The organism is Limnobacter sp., assembly GCF_964228395.1.
GTDB lineage: Bacteria > Pseudomonadota > Gammaproteobacteria > Burkholderiales > Burkholderiaceae_B > Limnobacter.
This window is the reverse complement of sequence record NZ_CAXQZX010000039.1, coordinates 1-16,957: the sequence shown is the minus strand read 5'-3', so window position 1 is coordinate 16,957 and position 16,957 is coordinate 1. Positions and strand designations below refer to the sequence as shown.

At 55.8% G+C, this 16,957-nt stretch carries 15 protein-coding genes and 1 pseudogene; 9 read left to right on the top strand and 7 right to left on the bottom strand.

Annotated features, from left to right (window positions below; genetic code table 11):
* The 6 genes and pseudogenes from ACEQU8_RS02835 to moaA form a co-directional block, all read right to left on the bottom strand.
* A pseudogene (locus ACEQU8_RS02835) lies at positions 1-265 on the bottom strand (hypothetical protein); the annotation flags it as partial.
* Complete coding sequence (locus ACEQU8_RS02830; RefSeq protein WP_370261320.1) at positions 262-2,418, bottom strand: peptidase domain-containing ABC transporter; 2,157 nt, start codon at positions 2,416-2,418, stop codon at positions 262-264. The pseudogene ACEQU8_RS02835 and the gene ACEQU8_RS02830, both read right to left, overlap by 4 nt.
* Positions 2,419-2,547: 129 nt before the next feature.
* On the bottom strand, positions 2,548-3,792 hold the full coding sequence (glp, locus tag ACEQU8_RS02825) for a gephyrin-like molybdotransferase Glp (protein ID WP_370261317.1): 1,245 nt from the start codon (positions 3,790-3,792) through the stop codon (positions 2,548-2,550).
* Between the two features lie 9 nt (positions 3,793-3,801).
* On the bottom strand, positions 3,802-4,404 hold the full coding sequence (gene mobA, locus ACEQU8_RS02820; RefSeq protein WP_370261316.1) for a molybdenum cofactor guanylyltransferase MobA: 603 nt from the start codon (positions 4,402-4,404) through the stop codon (positions 3,802-3,804).
* Entirely contained in the window at positions 4,401-5,270 is an 870-nt protein-coding gene (locus ACEQU8_RS02815; protein ID WP_370261315.1) for a formate dehydrogenase accessory sulfurtransferase FdhD, read from the bottom strand. Before ACEQU8_RS02815 ends, mobA begins: the two co-directional genes overlap by 4 nt.
* A 5-nt stretch (positions 5,271-5,275) precedes the next feature.
* Positions 5,276-6,394, bottom strand: a complete 1,119-nt coding sequence (gene moaA / locus ACEQU8_RS02810) for a GTP 3',8-cyclase MoaA (RefSeq protein ID WP_370261314.1) — start codon at positions 6,392-6,394, stop codon at positions 5,276-5,278.
* 116 nt (positions 6,395-6,510) lie between these two features.
* On the opposite strand from moaA, the gene ACEQU8_RS02805 reads away from it, so the two are divergent.
* The 9 genes from ACEQU8_RS02805 (at position 6,511) to ACEQU8_RS02765 (ending at position 15,768) form a co-directional block, all read left to right on the top strand.
* A complete protein-coding gene (locus tag ACEQU8_RS02805; protein ID WP_370261311.1) occupies positions 6,511-6,978 on the top strand; it encodes a DUF3305 domain-containing protein in 468 nt (155 codons plus the stop codon).
* Between the two features lie 20 nt (positions 6,979-6,998).
* The gene (locus ACEQU8_RS02800) at positions 6,999-7,679 is read left to right on the top strand and encodes a DUF3306 domain-containing protein (protein ID WP_370261310.1); all 681 of its coding nucleotides are present in this window, start codon (positions 6,999-7,001) and stop codon (positions 7,677-7,679) included.
* A gap of 182 nt (positions 7,680-7,861) precedes the next feature.
* On the top strand, positions 7,862-9,979 hold the full coding sequence (locus ACEQU8_RS02795) for a 4Fe-4S binding protein (protein WP_370261309.1): 2,118 nt from the start codon (positions 7,862-7,864) through the stop codon (positions 9,977-9,979).
* The gene (locus ACEQU8_RS02790) at positions 9,976-10,599 is read left to right on the top strand and encodes a molecular chaperone (protein ID WP_370261307.1); all 624 of its coding nucleotides are present in this window, start codon (positions 9,976-9,978) and stop codon (positions 10,597-10,599) included. Before ACEQU8_RS02795 ends, ACEQU8_RS02790 begins: the two co-directional genes overlap by 4 nt.
* A gap of 15 nt (positions 10,600-10,614) precedes the next feature.
* A complete protein-coding gene (locus ACEQU8_RS02785; RefSeq protein WP_370261306.1) occupies positions 10,615-10,833 on the top strand; it encodes a twin-arginine translocation signal domain-containing protein in 219 nt (72 codons plus the stop codon).
* A gap of 15 nt (positions 10,834-10,848) precedes the next feature.
* Positions 10,849-13,785, top strand: a complete 2,937-nt coding sequence (locus ACEQU8_RS02780) for a formate dehydrogenase subunit alpha (RefSeq protein ID WP_370261305.1) — start codon at positions 10,849-10,851, stop codon at positions 13,783-13,785.
* Between the two features lie 25 nt (positions 13,786-13,810).
* A complete protein-coding gene (gene fdh3B, locus ACEQU8_RS02775; protein ID WP_370261303.1) occupies positions 13,811-14,413 on the top strand; it encodes a formate dehydrogenase FDH3 subunit beta in 603 nt (200 codons plus the stop codon).
* Position 14,414: 1 nt separating this feature from the next.
* On the top strand, positions 14,415-14,681 hold the full coding sequence (locus tag ACEQU8_RS02770; protein WP_370261302.1) for a hypothetical protein: 267 nt from the start codon (positions 14,415-14,417) through the stop codon (positions 14,679-14,681).
* A gap of 10 nt (positions 14,682-14,691) precedes the next feature.
* Positions 14,692-15,768 (top strand): formate dehydrogenase subunit gamma, encoded by a 1,077-nt coding sequence (locus tag ACEQU8_RS02765; protein WP_370261301.1) that lies wholly within the window; start codon positions 14,692-14,694, stop codon positions 15,766-15,768.
* 128 nt (positions 15,769-15,896) lie between these two features.
* Here ACEQU8_RS02765 and ACEQU8_RS02760 read toward each other — a convergent pair whose 3' ends face one another.
* Positions 15,897-16,856, bottom strand: a complete 960-nt coding sequence (locus tag ACEQU8_RS02760) for a hypothetical protein (RefSeq protein ID WP_370261300.1) — start codon at positions 16,854-16,856, stop codon at positions 15,897-15,899.
* Positions 16,857-16,957: the final 101 nt, after the last annotated feature.

The window sequence follows — 16,957 nt, the reverse complement described above, 5'->3', positions numbered from 1 at the left end:
CTTTCACCATGTCGCCCTCTCGAACAAACACGCGGTTAATAATGCCGCCGTCCACGGCTTGCACCACCTGCAGGCGCTGGGAGGGCACCACCCGCGCCTCACCATGCGCGGCTTGCGGCACTTTGGCAAATGCTGCCCAAGCCACCAGCAGGCCCAGCGTCCACAGGCAAAGCCGCACCAACTTGGAGGCCATTTGTTGGCTTGCTGCCAGGGCGCGCGCTTCGTTCAGTCCGATGGTGGCCTCTTGTAACGCGTCGTTGCTCATGCCGCTTGCTCCCTGCTCACGGCATGCAGTTGTTTGGCAGCGTGTAACACGCTGGCCTTGTCACCCACGCTGTGTATACGGGCCTGGTGCATGAGCACCAGTTGTTCGGCCAAAGGTAGCATGGACAATTTGTGGGTGCTAAACACCACCATGACATCGGCTGGCAACTGGCGCAAATAGGCCATCAGCCTATTCTCGAGGGTTTGGTCGAGGCACACCGTGGGCTCGTCCAGCAACAGCAGTTTAGGCTGGCCTGCAATGGCCCGGCAAAGCGAAATGGCTTGGCGTTGCCCTGCAGACAGGTTGCTGCCCTGGCTTTCGATGGGCATGTGAAGTCCATCGGGGTGGCTTCTAACCCATCGGTCCAAGCCAAGGTTCTCCAGGCTCTTCCAGCAGTCATGAGGCTGCACATGCGGGCGATTGAATTGCAGGTTTTCCAGCAGTGTGCCCTTGAGCAGCAGGGGAGGCTGCAAGGCCAGCCCCACCTGGCGGGCCAGTTCGCTGGGGTGATAGTGATGGCAGGCCAAGCCATTGAGTGTGTATTGCCCATGGTTGGGAGGCATTAGGCCAGCCAACAAGCGAAGCAGGCTTGTTTTGCCCGCGCCCGTGGCCCCAATCACCCCCACACGCGCACCTGCTTGTAGTTTTAAATCAATGTGCTGCAGCAAAGGTGTATTGCCTGGTCTGGGTTGCTCACCCTGTGTGCTGGACGCATAAACGCTTACATTCTGCAAGGTGATGCTTTCGATTTTTGGTAGTGGCCGACCGTTGGGTGGTGCACCACCAGAGGCATTGGCAAGAAATTCATCAAGCGCCTGAAACCCGGCTTGTGCTGCGTGCAATTGGAGCAGATGCCCTTGTAGTTTTTGCAGGGGGGCAAAGCACCGCAATGTGAGCATGGACACCGCGATCATCCCGCCCATGGTGATGTGCTGCTCAATCACCAAATGCACGCCCAGCACAATGGTGAATACCCAATTGAGCTGTTGCCAGGTGGTGCTGCGGTGATTAAGAACAAACACGGTGTCGCGCAGTGCGTTGCCCTGTAGGCGCGCCTGCATTTGCACATGCTCCATATGCCGTGCAAAGCTGTGTTGTGTGCCCGTGGCCTGAACCATTTCCAGATTAGCCAGGGTATCCATCCACTGGCTTTGCGCCTGCCGGTTGTGTTGCATTTGCAGGCGTCCGTGGCGGGCAAGGGTAGGGTGGGCAACCACCATCGCCCACACGCCAAGGGCCAACATGCTGCCAGACAGCAGCAAAAACAAGGGGTGAATCAGCCCAATCACCAAAGCGAACAGCAGCAAAAAAGGCAGATCAATCAATGTGAGCAAAAACACACCAGTGATTAACTCGCGCAACTGTTCAAACGAGCGAATATGCTGCAGCAAGCCACTGGGGTCCACCCCATGAGGACGAACCGCCAGCAGGGCGCGCGTTAAACGGGCGGTGCAGCGCGCATCCAGTTGGCTTGCTGCATGCTCGGTCAGTTGGTGGCGGGCATGTTTAAGCAGGTAATCGAATCCCAAACAAAGCAACACCCCCAGCACCATGGCCGCCAGTGAAGCGTAAGCCTGGTTGGGAATGATGCGGTCATACACCTGCAAAGAGAACAATGGCGTGGCCAGGGCAAGCGCATTCACCAGGAAGGAGGCTTGAATCACTGGCAGCCAGTCTTGCCTGCGCATGGCAAAAGCTTCTTTTAGCCATTGGCTTTGTTTGAGTTTGCGTAAAAAATCGGAGATGCGCTCCGGTGGCGCCTCCGCCAGTTTGTGCGTGGCTTTGGCCGTTTTAATCTCGATGGCCATTAAAAACGGCCCGGTTTGTTGCAAGCCCTGCGCCAACACATGCACCTCTTGCATGTTAATAAGCAGGCTGCCTGGCGGAAGGTGCTTAAGTTCCTGGGTGCTCACACCCCGGTGGCTAATGTAGGCCACATGGCATTGGTCAAGGTAATTGCAAATGGCTTGCCCCAGGCTTTCGTCACCTGGATGCAGAGTCTCTGTGGCCTCTAGCGTTTCGCAACTGGCCCAAACGGCTGGCAAAAAGTCGTGGCCCGCCAAGCTGACTGCTTTTTCAAGGGCTTTGCGGGCCTGGATCCAGGGGTCACTAAGCGGTGATGTGCCACGTGCGGGCCTTGGATCTTGGAGCATGGGCTTTCATCAAAATAGAGGAGGGCCCATGTTAAAGGCTGCCTGTCTTGCTGAAAATCACTCAGATGGTTCACCCGGGTGATGTATCGCCCACTTATGTTGCTGCTTTAAATGGCTTCATTAAAACCCTTAAATGAGCCCCTCAAAGGGCAAAACCTCCACCTCGCTGCCCGCCTGTAAGTCGCCAAGATCGTGCGCCAGTACCATGATGCCGTCAGATTCGCTCATGCTGCGCAAAATGCCCGAGCCTTGGGCCCCTGTGAGGTGCGCCACGGTTGTGCTGCCCTGCCGCTCGAGGCGAACGCGTTGAAATTCTGTGCGGCCAGGGCGTTTGCGTACATTGCTGGCCAGTTGAGCTTTCACCAAGGGCACCGCTGTGGGGTTGGCTCCAGCCAGCTTAAACAGCGCATCCCGCACAAAGGCATAGAAAGTCACCATCACAGCCACTGGGTTGCCGGGTAGTCCAAACAAAAAAGCAGCATTGCCTGTGTTGGGGTTGGTGATGTGCCCAAAGGCCATGGGGCGGCCTGGGCGCATGGCGATCTTCCAAAAATTCACGCTGCCCAGTTTTTGCATCACGTCTTTGGTGAAGTCGGCCTCGCCCACCGACACGCCGCCCGAGGTGATGATGACATCGGCTTGATCGGCCGCGTTGTTCATTGCAGCCTCCAAGGACTCGGGGGAGTCGTGCACCACGCCCATGTCAATGAGGTCTACAAACCGAAGGCGTGTAAGCATGCCATACAGGGTGTATCGGTTGCTGTCGTACACACAGCCCTCGTCCAGCACTTGGCCCAAGGATCGAAGCTCATCACCGGTAGAGAAAAAGGCCACCCTCAATTTGCGCATCACCTGTATTTCCGGAATGCCCAACGAGGCCAGCAGTCCTAGGTCTGCTGGGCGCAAAATCCGACCTGCACGCAGAGCTGGCTTGCCTTGGGTGAGGTCTTCGCCTTTTAGTCGACGATTGTCGCCGGCCTTCACTGCACCTGGGGCAAAGTGAATCTGGTCGCCTTGCACTGTTACATTTTCTTGCACCACCACCGTGTCGCAGCCTTCGGGCATGACCGCGCCGGTCATGATGCGAATGCACTCACCACTTTTTACAGTGCCCTCATACTTTCTGCCTGCATAGGCGGTGCCCACCAAAGCCAGTTGGGTCATACCTGCCGGGTTGATTGCTGCGCCATTGAATGCATAACCGTCCATGGCCGAGTTGTCGTGCGCTGGTACGTGGATGGGAGACAAAACATCTGCCGCCAAAACCTGGTCCAGGGCGTCGCGTATGGCCACGGTGCGGGTACCCACGATGCCTTTCAGCAAGGCTTGAATGTTTGACTTGGCTTGCTCAACGGTTTGAAAATCAGTTTCCATGGTGAATCCCTACGGTTGCTTGGCCTGCTTTTCCAGTGCTCTCAGTTCGTCCAGGGTGTTGACGTTGTGAAAAGCGGTTTCATCCCCAAAATCCACAGCCTGGTGCTTGAGTTGGGCGTACCAGGCGTCAATTTTTCGACCGCCGTTGCTCAAAAATTCTTCCATGCTTTCAAACACCTCTGTTTTCATCATACAAAACACAGGGTGGGTGCGCCCGGAGGTGCTGGCCACGGTGAGTTGCAGATCTGGCTGTCTAGAAAACGGCTCAGCCAGTCGCTCTACCAAGTCCAAGGGGAACTGAGGCACATCGCAGGGCACGGTGATCAAGTAGGGCTCGGTGATGTGGGAGAGCGCCGCATGCATGCCTGCCAATGGGCCTGCGAAGTCGGTCTGTTTATCGCAAATCACGGGCACGCCGAAGCCTTCATACACAGCGATGTTGCGGTTGGCGTTGATAATGACGTTGCCCACCTGGCCAGATAAGCGCATCAGGGCATGCAAGGCCAAAGGGGCTTGGCGAAAATTCTGAAGGCCTTTGTCTGTGCCGCCCATGCGGCGGCCCATGCCACCGGCCAGAATCACGCCGGCGATGTCGTCTTTTTTGATGTTCATGCGAAGTCAGTTTGAGGAAGTTGGCTGAAGCGGTGCGTGCCGGTGTAGAGCAGGTAGTGTTTGCCTTGGCAGCGACCCAGCATGGTGATATTCAATTGTTTGGCGATTTCGTAGCCCATCTGTGTCAGTCCAGAACGCGACACCAGCACCGGGATGCCCATTTGGGCGCACTTGATGACCATTTCCGAGGTTAGTCGGCCAGTGGTGTAAAAAATTTTATCCTCACCCGGCATGTCATGAAGCCACATCAAGCCAGCAATGGCGTCCACAGCGTTGTGGCGGCCCACGTCTTCAACAAACAGAAGGATTTCGCCGCGTTGCAGCCCGCTGTTGGAACACAGGGCGCAGCCATGCACTGCACCAGCCTGTTTGTAAATGGATTCATGCTTGCGCACCTGGTCCATCACGCTGTAGAGCACCTCTTGTGAAATGCCGTAGGCATCGCTTAACTGAACTTTGTCCAAGTCGGCCATCAGGTCGCCAAACACGGTGCCTTGCCCGCAACCGGAGGTGGTGGTCTTTTTGTCAAGCTTGGACGATAAGTCGCTTTTTTCCCAAATACTTACGCCAGTTTCTTTAAGTTGCTTAGAGGTCACGGCAACGCTTTCTGTTTCCCAGTCAACATGAATGGCGGCGATTTCATCGGGGCTTTGCACCAACCTCTGATTGCGCAGCCAGCCCAGCACCAGTGCCTCGGGCTGCGCGCCCAGCGTCATCAGGGTAAGCAGTTCTTTTTTGTCAAAGTAGAGTGTCAGTGGGTGCTCACCCGAAATTTGCACCGGCACAGTTTCGCCTCGCTCGTTGGTGGCCGTGATTTCGATGGTGCTGGGGATGCTGGCGTGGGTTAAATCAATCGGAGTTCTCAAACTGCCTAGCCTCCAATGTAAGACATTTCAATTCGGTCGCGTGGTTGGGGGGTGTGGGCCGAGCGCACCTCGCTGTAGCGGTCTTCGCGAACCGTCCACAAATTGCGTATGGCCTTGGCCATTTGCTCTTCAATCATCGCTTGGCTTTGCCCGCTGCGAATGAGCGGTTTTAAGTCGTGCCCACGGCTGGCAAACAAACAGGTGTACAGCTTGCCTTCGGTTGACAGGCGAATGCGGCTACAGTCGCTACAAAAGGCCTGTGTGACCGAGGAAATTACGCCGATTTCGCCCTGTCCGTCTGCATAAAGCCAGCGCTCAGCCACCTCGCCGACATAGTTGGGGTCGGCGGGTTTCAGTGGCGCCAATTCACGTGCAATCAGGTTCACAATGCGGGCTGAAGGCACCACTTCATCCATTTTCCAGCCATTGCTGCTGCCCACATCCATGTATTCGATGAAGCGCAAAATGTGAGGTGTGTTTTTAAAGTGTTTGGCCATAGGCAGCACCTGGTGGTCATTCATACCACCCTTGACCACCATGTTCACCTTGATTGGGCCTAGTTCAGCCTCGTGGGCAGCGGCTATGCCGTCGAGCACCTCATCGACAGAAAAGTCCACATCGTTCATGGCTTTAAACGTGTGGTCGTCGATGGCGTCCAGGCTTACCGTGACCCGCGTCAAGCCTGCGTTTTTCAGGGCCTGTGCCTTTTTACGCAGCAAGGTGCCGTTGGTGGTCAAGGTGATTTCTACGGGCTTGTTGCCAGGGGTGCGAAGTGCCGCAAGGCGTTCAATCAAAATTTCGATATTTTTTCGAAGCAGCGGCTCTCCGCCAGTCAGGCGAATCTTTTCAACGCCCAAGGCAACAAATTGCCGAGCCACCGATTCAATTTCTTCAAAAGTCAGCAGGTCTTTGTGCGGCAGAAACTGGTAGTCCTTGTCGAATATCGACTTGGGCATGCAATACACGCAACGAAAATTGCAACGATCTGTCACAGAGATGCGCAAATCGTGCAAGCGGCGCTGGTGTTTGTCTTTGGCGGGTACTTCGCTGTTGCCTGGGGCGCTGAAATTTAAGGGTATCAGCCGCGAGTTGTCCTGGACCAGTTGAATAACTCGGTCTGTCATTGTTCAATCCCTCGCCCTTACGGGCAAACCTCTATTGCGATACTGGCGTATCTTTTCGTCTAATGGTTGGGATTGTGCCCTTTGTCCAAGGGGCCCGCAACGTGTTGAGGTGATTTTTGAGTGCAAATTTTTTGGTTCTTGGGGAATACCCGCTCCAGGTCAAAATAGGTCAAGTGAAACAAAATTCCCCCTGGCAGCCATTCCGCTGGGAGGTGCTCGACATGGCACCAGTTGACGTGCCAATGGCCGGCACGGAGTCAAGTTCTATTCAGGTAACCAAGTTCCAGGTGTTTCAAGACGAGCTGCAGGGTTATTTTTTAAACCTGGATTCGGACAAACCCTGTGTGTTTTTTTTGCTGCGTTACCCCGACGACAACAAGACCCTTCAACCCACCGTGTTCGAAGCCACAGTGAGCTACGACGAAGCCGTACGTTGGATGGATTCCAACGAGGAAGTGCAAACCCTGCCCATGCCCACGGCCATGGCCAAGTGGTTGGCCGAGCTCGTGGATGCGCGCTACAAGCCAGAGCCAAAAAAGCGCGCTCGTCCACAGTCGTTCGTTAGCCCAGACAAGCGCGGCTAATCCGCAGGGAGTATTGAGCAATGAGTGACGGTTTTTTGAGCCGCTGGTCCCGCCGAAAGCTAGAGGCCAAAACACAAGAAACCCAGCCCCAGGCCGAATTGTCCAGCCCCCTCGCACAGGAGGGCGCGTTGTCCAAGCCAGCGCCTGCGTCTTCAGCGCAGCCTGAGCCCACCGCGCAGGGAGGATCTGGCGCTGCTCAGGTGGAAGCCAATTTACCTCTTCCGACCGAAAGCGACCTCGAAACCATTGCCCAGGGCGGTGACATCAAGGCATTTCTTTCTGACAAAGTGTCCAAGGACCTAAAAAACAAGGCGTTTAAAGCCCTGTTTTCAAGGCCTGAGTTCAATGTCATGGATGGCTTGGACATCTATATCGATGACTACAACAAATACACGCCGCTCTCCAAAGCCGACATCGACCGGATGGCTTTGTCCAAGCAGTTGTTAAGCCGGCCCGATTTGGAAAAAGCGAAAGAAGAAATTGCGAAAATTGAAGACGCCGATTTGGCCATAACACAGGTCGAGCCTCCCGCGGCTTCTGAGTCCCTTGATGAAACTGCCAGCGACGAATCCAAGTTGGCCGATAAGGCGGCTGAGCCCGGATTTGATGGTGCTGAAAATGACGTGGCGCAAGCCGAGGATGCGGCGCTGCAGCAAGGCGTGGCGCGCCACCAAGGCGATTCAAGTAATCCGAGAGACTAACCGGGTGCTGGGACATTTTGTCGCATGCGTGAATCGCTTTGACCCAGACAAAATGAACCAGTGTCTTTTTGTGTATACAAGGGTGCGGTTGTATAACCCTGATATTGCAAGGGTTTTGCATCGGTAAAAAAGTGGCACGAAGTTTGCATTTAATCGTCAAATAACCAAAACAGAAGTTTCATATGGCCTTTTCGGATGTGTATGTGTGTGCTTGCCAGGGCAGTGGCAGCAATTTGGATCGTGCATTGCAAGATGTGTCGGTCGACGGCTTGCGCTTTGTCCCAGTGGAGCGCGCCTGCCGCGATGGTGTGACCGCCATTTTTGGGTCCAAGGCGGCTCAGCATGGCGCAGAGCGTCGCTTTGTGGGTTGTACCCAGGAACAAACCGTTTTCGAGTCCCTCGCAGACTCAAGCCAGCAGGCGAACATTGAATTCATCAATTTGCGGGGTGTCATGCGCGGCCAAGCTGGTGGGCCCAGCTCCCAGGACGCCTTGGCGGCCACCGTGGCCTTTGCTGCCTACCAGAACGAATACAGCGCCGATCCAGTGCCCGCCGTCATTTTCAAAAGTAGTGGGCGTGTGGCTTTGGTGTGTCCTGATGAGCGCTTCATGGCTCAGGCATCCGTGCTTGCCAAAACACTGAGCGTGGATCTGTTGGTCGAGCAGCCCTTGGCAGTCGCATTGCCTGCCCAGCGCGCCTTGAACGTGCTTGGTATGAAGGTTAACAAGGTGCAAGGCCACCTGGGTGCCTTTGAGCTTGAAGTCCAAAAAACCAACCCAGTCGATATGGAGCTGTGCACGCGCTGTGGCGCATGTGTGGAGGCCTGTCCAACCCAGTCGATTTCTTCCAGTAATTTTTTGGTCAATCTGGATTCTTGCGACAAAACCGGCGCTTGCGTTAAAGCATGCGGCGATTTCCAGGCCATATCGTTTGCCGACATGGCTGAGCGTCAAACCCGTGAATATGACATGGTCATCGATTGCACGCCGCAAGGTTTGTTGGCTGACCGACAGCCCCCCTTGGGCTACTGGCACGTGGGCCAAAGCGAGCAGCTTCTGATGGAAGCGTTGCTGGAATCCGTTCAAACCGTGGGTGAGTTTGAGAAGCCCAAGTTTTTTGAGTACAAGTCTTCGATCTGTGCGCACAGCCGCTCAAGCAAGGCTGGCTGTAATGCCTGTGTCAGCGCTTGCAGCACCAAGGCCATTTCGCCCAAGGGCGACAAAATCGAGGTCAACCCCAATTTGTGTCTGGGTTGCGGCGCGTGCACTTCGGTCTGTCCAAGCGGAGCCATCCAGTTTTCTTACAGCCCCGCCACCTCGGTGGGTCGGGCGGTGAAAGCCGCAGCGCGGGTGTTTCGCCAAAACAAGGGCCGAAAGTTCGAGGTGGTATTCCACAGTGCTGAATTGCCCCACAACTGGCTTGAGGAAGGCAAGAAGCAGGCCCGTCAGGTTCATGCTCAGGGACGTTTAAGCGACTTCGCTCTGTTGCCTGTGGAGGTTCACCACAGCGCCAGCGTGGGTCCTGACGCATGGCTGTCCGCGTTGGCTTTCGGAGTGGACCGCGTGAGCATTGTTCAATCCGCTGGCGAGGCAACCCACTACGCCGAGCCCTTGGCCGCCCAGGTGGGTTGGGTTAATGCCGTGCTGCAGGGCATGGGCCTCGGCCCGCGCGTGCGTTTGTTGCACGTGGGTGCTGCGGCCGAATTGTTCGTTGACCATTCCTTGCCAGCCAGTGGCGTGGCACCAGCCAACTTTGAATTGTCATCCAACAAGCGCACCCGGCTCGAGTTCGCGCTTGAGCATTTGGCAGATCACGCTTCCAAGGTCCACGGTTTCAATGTGGAGCAACCCATCGCATTGGCCGCGCCAGCGCCATTTGGTGCCATCGCAGTTGACCAGCAAAAATGCACGCTGTGCATGAGTTGCACCAGCGCATGCCCGGCCTCCGCCCTAATCGACAACCCCGAAAAACCGCAGCTTCGCTTCATTGAGCGCAACTGTCTGCAGTGTGGCTTGTGTGTATCCACTTGCCCAGAAGGGGCCGTGGAATTAAAACCCCAGCTGAGTCTGGGTGCCATGGCGCGCGAAAAGAAAGTGCTCAACGAATCCCAGCCTTTCCATTGCATCTCGTGTGGCAAGGCCTTTGGCACCAAGCACATGATCGAAAGCATGCTGAGCCGCATGAGTGGCCACAGCATGTTTGAACGCAATGCGAACCGCTTGAAGATGTGCGGCGATTGCCGCGTGTCCGACATGTTCAGCGCAAAAGACGAAACAACCATTTTTGAGGTGAAGCGATGAGTGCGCCAGTGCACAACGACAATGCCATCGCAGGCGAAGACTGGGCACGAGCCGACTTTTACGGGTTGTTGTCTCATTTGTTCTCGGGCCAGGTGACTGAAGACTTTTTAGCTCGCTTTAAGCAAATCGACCGCAACGAAATCGACATCACCACTCCCTTGGGATTTGAATTTGCAGAACTGCTGCGTGCCATCAAAGGTTTGAGTGCAGAGCAAATTAACCAAGAGTTCACTGACAACTTTGTGGGCATCGGCAAGCCTGACATATTGCCCTACGGCTCCTATTACATCGCAGGTTTTACCAATGAAAAACCCTTGGTCAACCTTCGCGACGACCTGTCCAGGCTGGGTATTACGCGCGACGAGAAAATCGTCGAGACCGAAGATCACATTTCGTTTTTGTGCGAAGTGATGCGCTACCTGATTCTGGCCGACGATCCACCCTTGCCTTTTTCCGAGCAACGCGCATTTTTTCATGCGCACCTGGCAAGTTGGTATGACGACTTTGCAGCCGACATCGAGGCGGCTGCCAATACCGATTTTTATAAGACCGTTGGTCGTTTGGCCCGCGTGTTTTTTGATGTTGAAACACAGTCTTTCGATTTTGAAAGCACCGTTTGATCTGGAGGTGATGATATGACCAAAAAAACGAACAATCCCGGCCAACCCAAGCTGGCCAGACGTCAATTCCTCGTGGGTGCGGGCGCAGGCGCAATGGCCGCCGGTGCTGCACTGGTGGCCAGCAAACAACCCGAGATGGTTGAGCAGGCTGCAGTCGAAGGGGCTGAGAAAAAATCAAAGGGCTACCAATTGTCTGAACACGTGAAGACCTATTACAGAACCTTGCTGGTGTAATTCAAGGAGACCAGGATGCTTAAGAAACGAGAAGACACAGGCACCGTGAAAGCAGTGCCCAATCACAATCACAGCCTGTTGAGCAAAATCGGCTCACGCCTGGGCGCCACCATGGACCGCCGCGCATTCCTGAAGCGCTCCGGTATCGGTGTGGGTGCTGGCGCAGTCGCAGGCAGCTTGCCGTTTGGCATGGTTCGCAAGGCCGAGGCCAAGTCCGATGGTGCCGCGCCCAGCGGTGCCATTGAAATCAAGCGCACCGTTTGCTCCCACTGTTCCGTGGGTTGCTCCACCGACGCCGTGGTTCAAAACGGCGTTTGGGTTCGTCAAAACCCCGTGTTCGACAGCCCAATCAACCTGGGTGCTCACTGCGCCAAGGGTGCTGCACTGCGCGAACATGGTCACGGTGAACACCGCCTGAAGTACCCCATGAAGCTGGTCAATGGTAAGTACCAAAAAATTACCTGGGACGAAGCACTGGACGGCATCACCAAGAAAATGTTGTCTCTGCGCGAAGCCAACGGCCCAGATTCCCTGTTCTTCATCGGTTCTTCAAAGCACAGCAACGAGCAGGCCTACCTGCTGCGCAAGTGGGTGTCCCTGTGGGGCACCAACAACTGTGACCACCAGGCACGTATTTGCCACTCCACCACAGTGGCGGGTGTGGCCAACACCTGGGGTTATGGTGCAATGACCAACTCCTACAACGACATGCAAAACACCAAGTGTGCCTTGTACATCGGCTCCAACGCCGCTGAAGCGCACCCTGTGTCCATGTTGCACATGCTGCACGCCAAAGAAACCGGCGCCAAGATGATCGTGGTTGACCCACGCTTCACCCGCACTGCCGCCCGTGCAGATGAGTACGTACGCATCCGTTCCGGCTCAGACATCCCATTCCTGTTTGGCTTGCTCTACCACGTGTTTAACAACGGTTGGGAAGACAAGAAGTACATCAACGACCGCGTGTATGGCATGGACCAGATCAAGGCCGAAGTGATGGCCAACTGGACCCCTGACAAAGTTGAAGAGGCCTGTGGCGTGGGCGAAGCCCAGATGCTGAAAGTGGCCGAAATGATGGCCAAGGCCAAGCCAGCCACCATTGTGTGGTGTATGGGCCAAACCCAGCACACCATTGGCAACGCCATGGTTCGCGCCTCCTGTATTCTGCAGCTCGCGTTGGGCAACATTGGTGTGTCCGGTGGCGGTGCCAACATCTTCCGTGGCCACTGCAACGTGCAAGGCGCAACAGACGTTGGACCCAACCCAGACTCCTTGCCCGGTTACTACGGCGTGGCCGAAGGCTCCTGGAAGCACTGGTGCCGCGTGTGGGGCCTGGACTATGAATACGTCAAGAGCCGCTTTGCCGATGGCATGATCACCAAGGGTGGTATGACCGTGTCCCGCTGGGTTGACGGTGTGCTGGAAAACCCCGAGTTGATCGAACAGAAAGCCGGTAACGTACGCGGTCTGTTCTTCTGGGGCCATGCGCCGAACTCCCAAACCCGTGGTTTGGACATGAAGAAAGCCATGGACAAGCTCGATCTGCTGGTGGTTGTTGACCCATATCCAACTGCAGCAGCAGCCATGGCCGCCATGCCAGGCGACCCTGCAGGTTTGAACCCCAACCGCGAGGTGTACCTGCTGCCAGCCACAACGCAGTTTGAGTCTTCTGGCTCTATTACCGCGTCCAACCGCTCCATCCAGTGGCGTGAAAAAGTGATTGAGCCGCTGTACGACAGCCGCAACGACCACATGATCATGTATCAATTGGCCGAAAAGTTGGGCTTCGCCGCCGAACTGACCAAGAACCTGACCATGGTGAAAGGCAAGGGCGGCATGATGGAACCAGAAATCGAATCCATCCTGCGCGAAATCAACAAGGGCACCTGGACCATTGGCTACACCGGCCAAACCCCAGAGCGTTTGAAGTTGCACATGAAAAACATGCACACCTTCAACGTACGCACATTGAAAGCCGAAGGCGGACCCTGTGACGGCGAATACTTCGGCCTGCCATGGCCCTGCTACGGCACCGCCGAGATCAAGCACCCAGGCTCCCCCAACCTGTACGAAACAGCCAAGCATGTGATGGACGGTGGTGGCAACTTCCGAGCCAACTTTGGTGTTGAAAAGGACGGCGTGTCACTGTTGGCCGCCGACGGTTCGCACTCCAAAGACGCCGAAATCACGACTGGCTACCCCGAGTTCACCGCCGACATGCTCAAACAACTGGGCTGGTGGGATGACCTCACTGAGGCCGAGAAAGCCGAAGCTGAAGGCAAAAACTGGAAGACTGACCTGTCCGGCGGTATTCAGCGTGTGGCCATGAAGCACGGTTGTCACCCATTTGGCAACGCCAAGGCCCGAGCCGTGGTGTGGAACTTCCCAGACCCCATTCCAAAGCACCGCGAGGCCCTGTACTCGACCCGTGCCGACTTGGTGGCCAAGTACCCAACCCACGACGACAAGACCTTCTGGCGCCTGCCAACCTTGTTCAAGTCGGTTCAGGAAAAGAACGTTGACATTGGCAAGTCCTTCCCGCTGATCATGACCTCGGGTCGTTTGGTGGAATACGAAGGTGGCGGCGAGGAAACACGTTCCAACCCATGGCTGGCTGAATTGCAACAAAACATGTTTGTCGAGTTGCACCCCAAGGCGGCCAACGATCGTGGCATCAAGCATGGTGATCAGGTTCGCGTGACCACCCCAACCGGCGCAAAGATCCAGGTGCAAGCCTTGGTTACCCGTCGCGTGGCGGAAGACACTGTGTTCCTGCCATTCCACTTCTCGGGTCACTGGGAAGGCAAGGACATCCTGAGCAGCTACCCCGAAGGTTCTGCGCCTATTGTTCGCGGAGAATCCGTGAACACGGCCACCACCTACGGTTACGACGCTGTAACCATGATGCAGGAAACCAAAACCACGGTCTGCCAGATCGAGAAGCTTGCTTAAGCGCTGAATGCGAAGGAGATAAAAAATGGCACGAATGAAGTTTCTATGTGATGCCGAGCGCTGCATTGAGTGCAACAGCTGCGTCACAGCATGTAAAAACGAGCATGAGGTACCTTGGGGTATTAACCGCCGCCGTGTGGTCACCATCAACGATGGTGAGCCAGGCGAAAAGTCAATCTCCGTGGCCTGTATGCACTGCTCAGACGCGCCTTGTCAGGCCGTCTGCCCCGTGAACTGTTTCTACAAAACCGATGAAGGTGTGGTTCTGCACGACAAAGACCTTTGCATTGGTTGTGGATACTGCTTCTACGCTTGCCCATTTGGCGCACCACAATTCCCTCAGGAAGGTGCGTTTGGTCAGCGCGGCAAAATGGACAAGTGCACTTTCTGTGCTGGTGGTCCTGAAGAAGATACCTCTCAGGCAGAGTTTGAGAAGTATGGCCGCAACCGTCTGGCCGAAGGCAAACTGCCCCTGTGTGCGGAAATGTGTTCCACCAAGGCATTGCTGGCTGGCGATGGTGACGTGGTGTCCGACATTTTCCGCAACCGCGTGGTAGTACGCGGCAAGGGTGCCGAAGTATGGGGCTGGAGCTCAGCCTATGGTCAACCTGCCAAAGAGGGGGCATAACATGACCCAACGTGGCAAGTTTCTGATTCCCGTGGCTTTGTCTGCCTTGGTGTTTGGTGCAGCCTGTTCACCCCTGGAAGATGCCAACAACGGCAAGGGGTATGCAGGCAAAGCCGATACACCGGCTTATGCTGGTAGCGGTGGTCAATACACCGCTGGCGGCTGGGAGGCTGGCAACAAGGAAGCATGGGCAGATAACCTGAGAGTTCGCGCCAAGGGGCAAAACGAGTACACACGTACTGGTGATGCAGCACCTGCGGCCAAATAAGGAGGTTGACATGACTTATTCTCCAAACCGGGCCGTGGCGGCACCGGGCTTGGGCAAGGCTGGGCTGGCTTTGTTCATGGCCATGGTGTTTGCCTTGTGCTCCCTCTGGCTTGGCACAGCATCGGCACAAGATGCAACGCCATTGTCGCAAGAGCAGGTTCAAAAGCAGCAAACCCAGCCTTTGAACAACTCACCCGTGTGGGGCGCTGTGGCCAGCGGTGAAAGCTTTACCACCGTGACCAAGGGCCGCGAAACGGGTGTGCTGATCAACAAAAGCGGGGAAACCTGGCGCATGATCCGCAACGACTGGATTCTCAAATATGGTGGCTGGCTTGTGTCCATCGTGTTTTTGGCCATTGTTGCATCGCACCTCATCAAAGGGCCTGTGAAGCTTCCCGAAGCGCGCACTGGCAAATTGATTGAGCGCTTTACCTCTGCCGAGCGTGTTGCTCACTGGACCATGGCGTTCAGCTTTGTGGCATTGGCTGTAACCGGGCTGTTGATGGCTTTTGGCAAATACGTGCTTGCACCCTGGATGGGTTTGAGCATCAATGCCTGGTTGGCATCCATCAGTTTGGTGATCCACAACTTTGTGGGCCCTCTGTTTGCCGTCAGCGTGGTTGTGTTTTTCATCATGTATGTAAAAGACAACCTGCCTGAGAAAAACGACATCGAATGGCTCAAAAAGGGCGGTGGATTGTTTGGGCATGCCTCTGCCGGGCGCTTCAACATGGGCGAGAAAATCTGGTTCTGGGGTGGTGTAACTGTGTTGGGCGTGGTGGTTTCGGTCACCGGCCTGATTCTGGACTTCCCCAACTTTGACCAAGGCCGCGTGTTGATGCAGCAGTCCCACGTGATTCACGCCAGCGCTGCGCTTCTGTTCATCACCATGTCTTTGGGCCACATTTACATCGGCTCCATTGGTATGGAAGGCGCATTGGAAGCGATGCGCGATGGCTATGTGGATGAAACATGGGCCAAGGCTCACCACGATCTTTGGTATGAAGACATCAAGGCGGGTCGAGTATCAGCCATTCGTTCCAAAGAAGGCGCTGCAGCGCTGGGCTCACAGGCTTTGGTGCCCTGAGCGGCGTCTAAAGTCAGTCAGTTTTTAAGCAACAAAAAACCCCCAAGGTTATTCACCTTGGGGGTTTTTTGTTGCCACCCATCAGCAAACGCTGGGCACCTCATCTGCTCGGTACCCAGCGCCTTTAATTAACTCCCTTGTGCTGATTTGAACTCTGGTTTTGTTTCTACAAGAACCAAATTGGAGGCATCAACCATCACCACGGGTTTGCGAACCCGCGTTGCACGCACAGGGGCAGGTGTTGCGGCCAGGGCGTTTTGCACCACAGTCCATTTTTCCCGATCCGTTTCAACCCACAACATGCCTGCTTCCTGAACCATCGAATTCAAGGCCTCGCGGCTGAACTCAGCGGTTTTGGAAGGGGCAGTTTGAACAGGCTGAACAGGTTCCGCCTGGGGTTCGGTCTTAATCTCAACTTGGGGCTCTGTGTCAGCCTCGGCAGGTGCACCGGGACCACTGTTCGAATTGGCGTCTTCAGAGGCACCGTCTGGTTCAACTGAAGCGGCTTGCTGCACCTCGGCGGGCTGGGTTGCTGCATCCTCGCCTGCGTTCACAGGCTGAGCTTCAGGCTGCTTGCCTCCATCCTCTTCGGCGTTGGCTGGGGAGCTTGGCTTCGCTTCAAGCTCGGTGGCACTCAATTCAGCCACGCTTGATGACTCGTTGGCATCCACCAGCTCGCCTGTCGCTGAGCCGTCGCTTAAGCCTTCGTTGAGGCCTTCGGAACCTGCGGTTTGTTCATTGCGTGCACCGTCCCGGTTTCCGCCGCGGCGGCGGCGACGGCGACGGCGTGGCTCATCAGAACTGCCTTCTTCGTCCTGCCCATACGACATGGATTCAGCAATTTTGTTGGCCAAAGCCTCATTTTCAATGCTTTGGTCAACGTTTTGGTCATCGCTTTGCTCGCTCAGAGCCAGAGCGCCGGCTTGCTCGGTTTGGTCAGTGGTGTTAACTGAAGTGTCCAAGCCTGTGTCCAGTGCGCTGTTGGCCTCACCTTCACCCGCACCGCGGCCACCGCGACCGCGACGACGACGGCGTCGCCCTCCAGTACGCTCGCCATTGTCAGCCTGTTCCGCGGCGTCTTCAGCCATGGCAGCCGCTGCATTCAGTGGTTTGGGGGCTTCGGCCGCCTCTGGTGTGCGCTCCTCGCGGGGCTACCGTCGCCCGCGAGCCGACTCTTGATTGCCTCGCC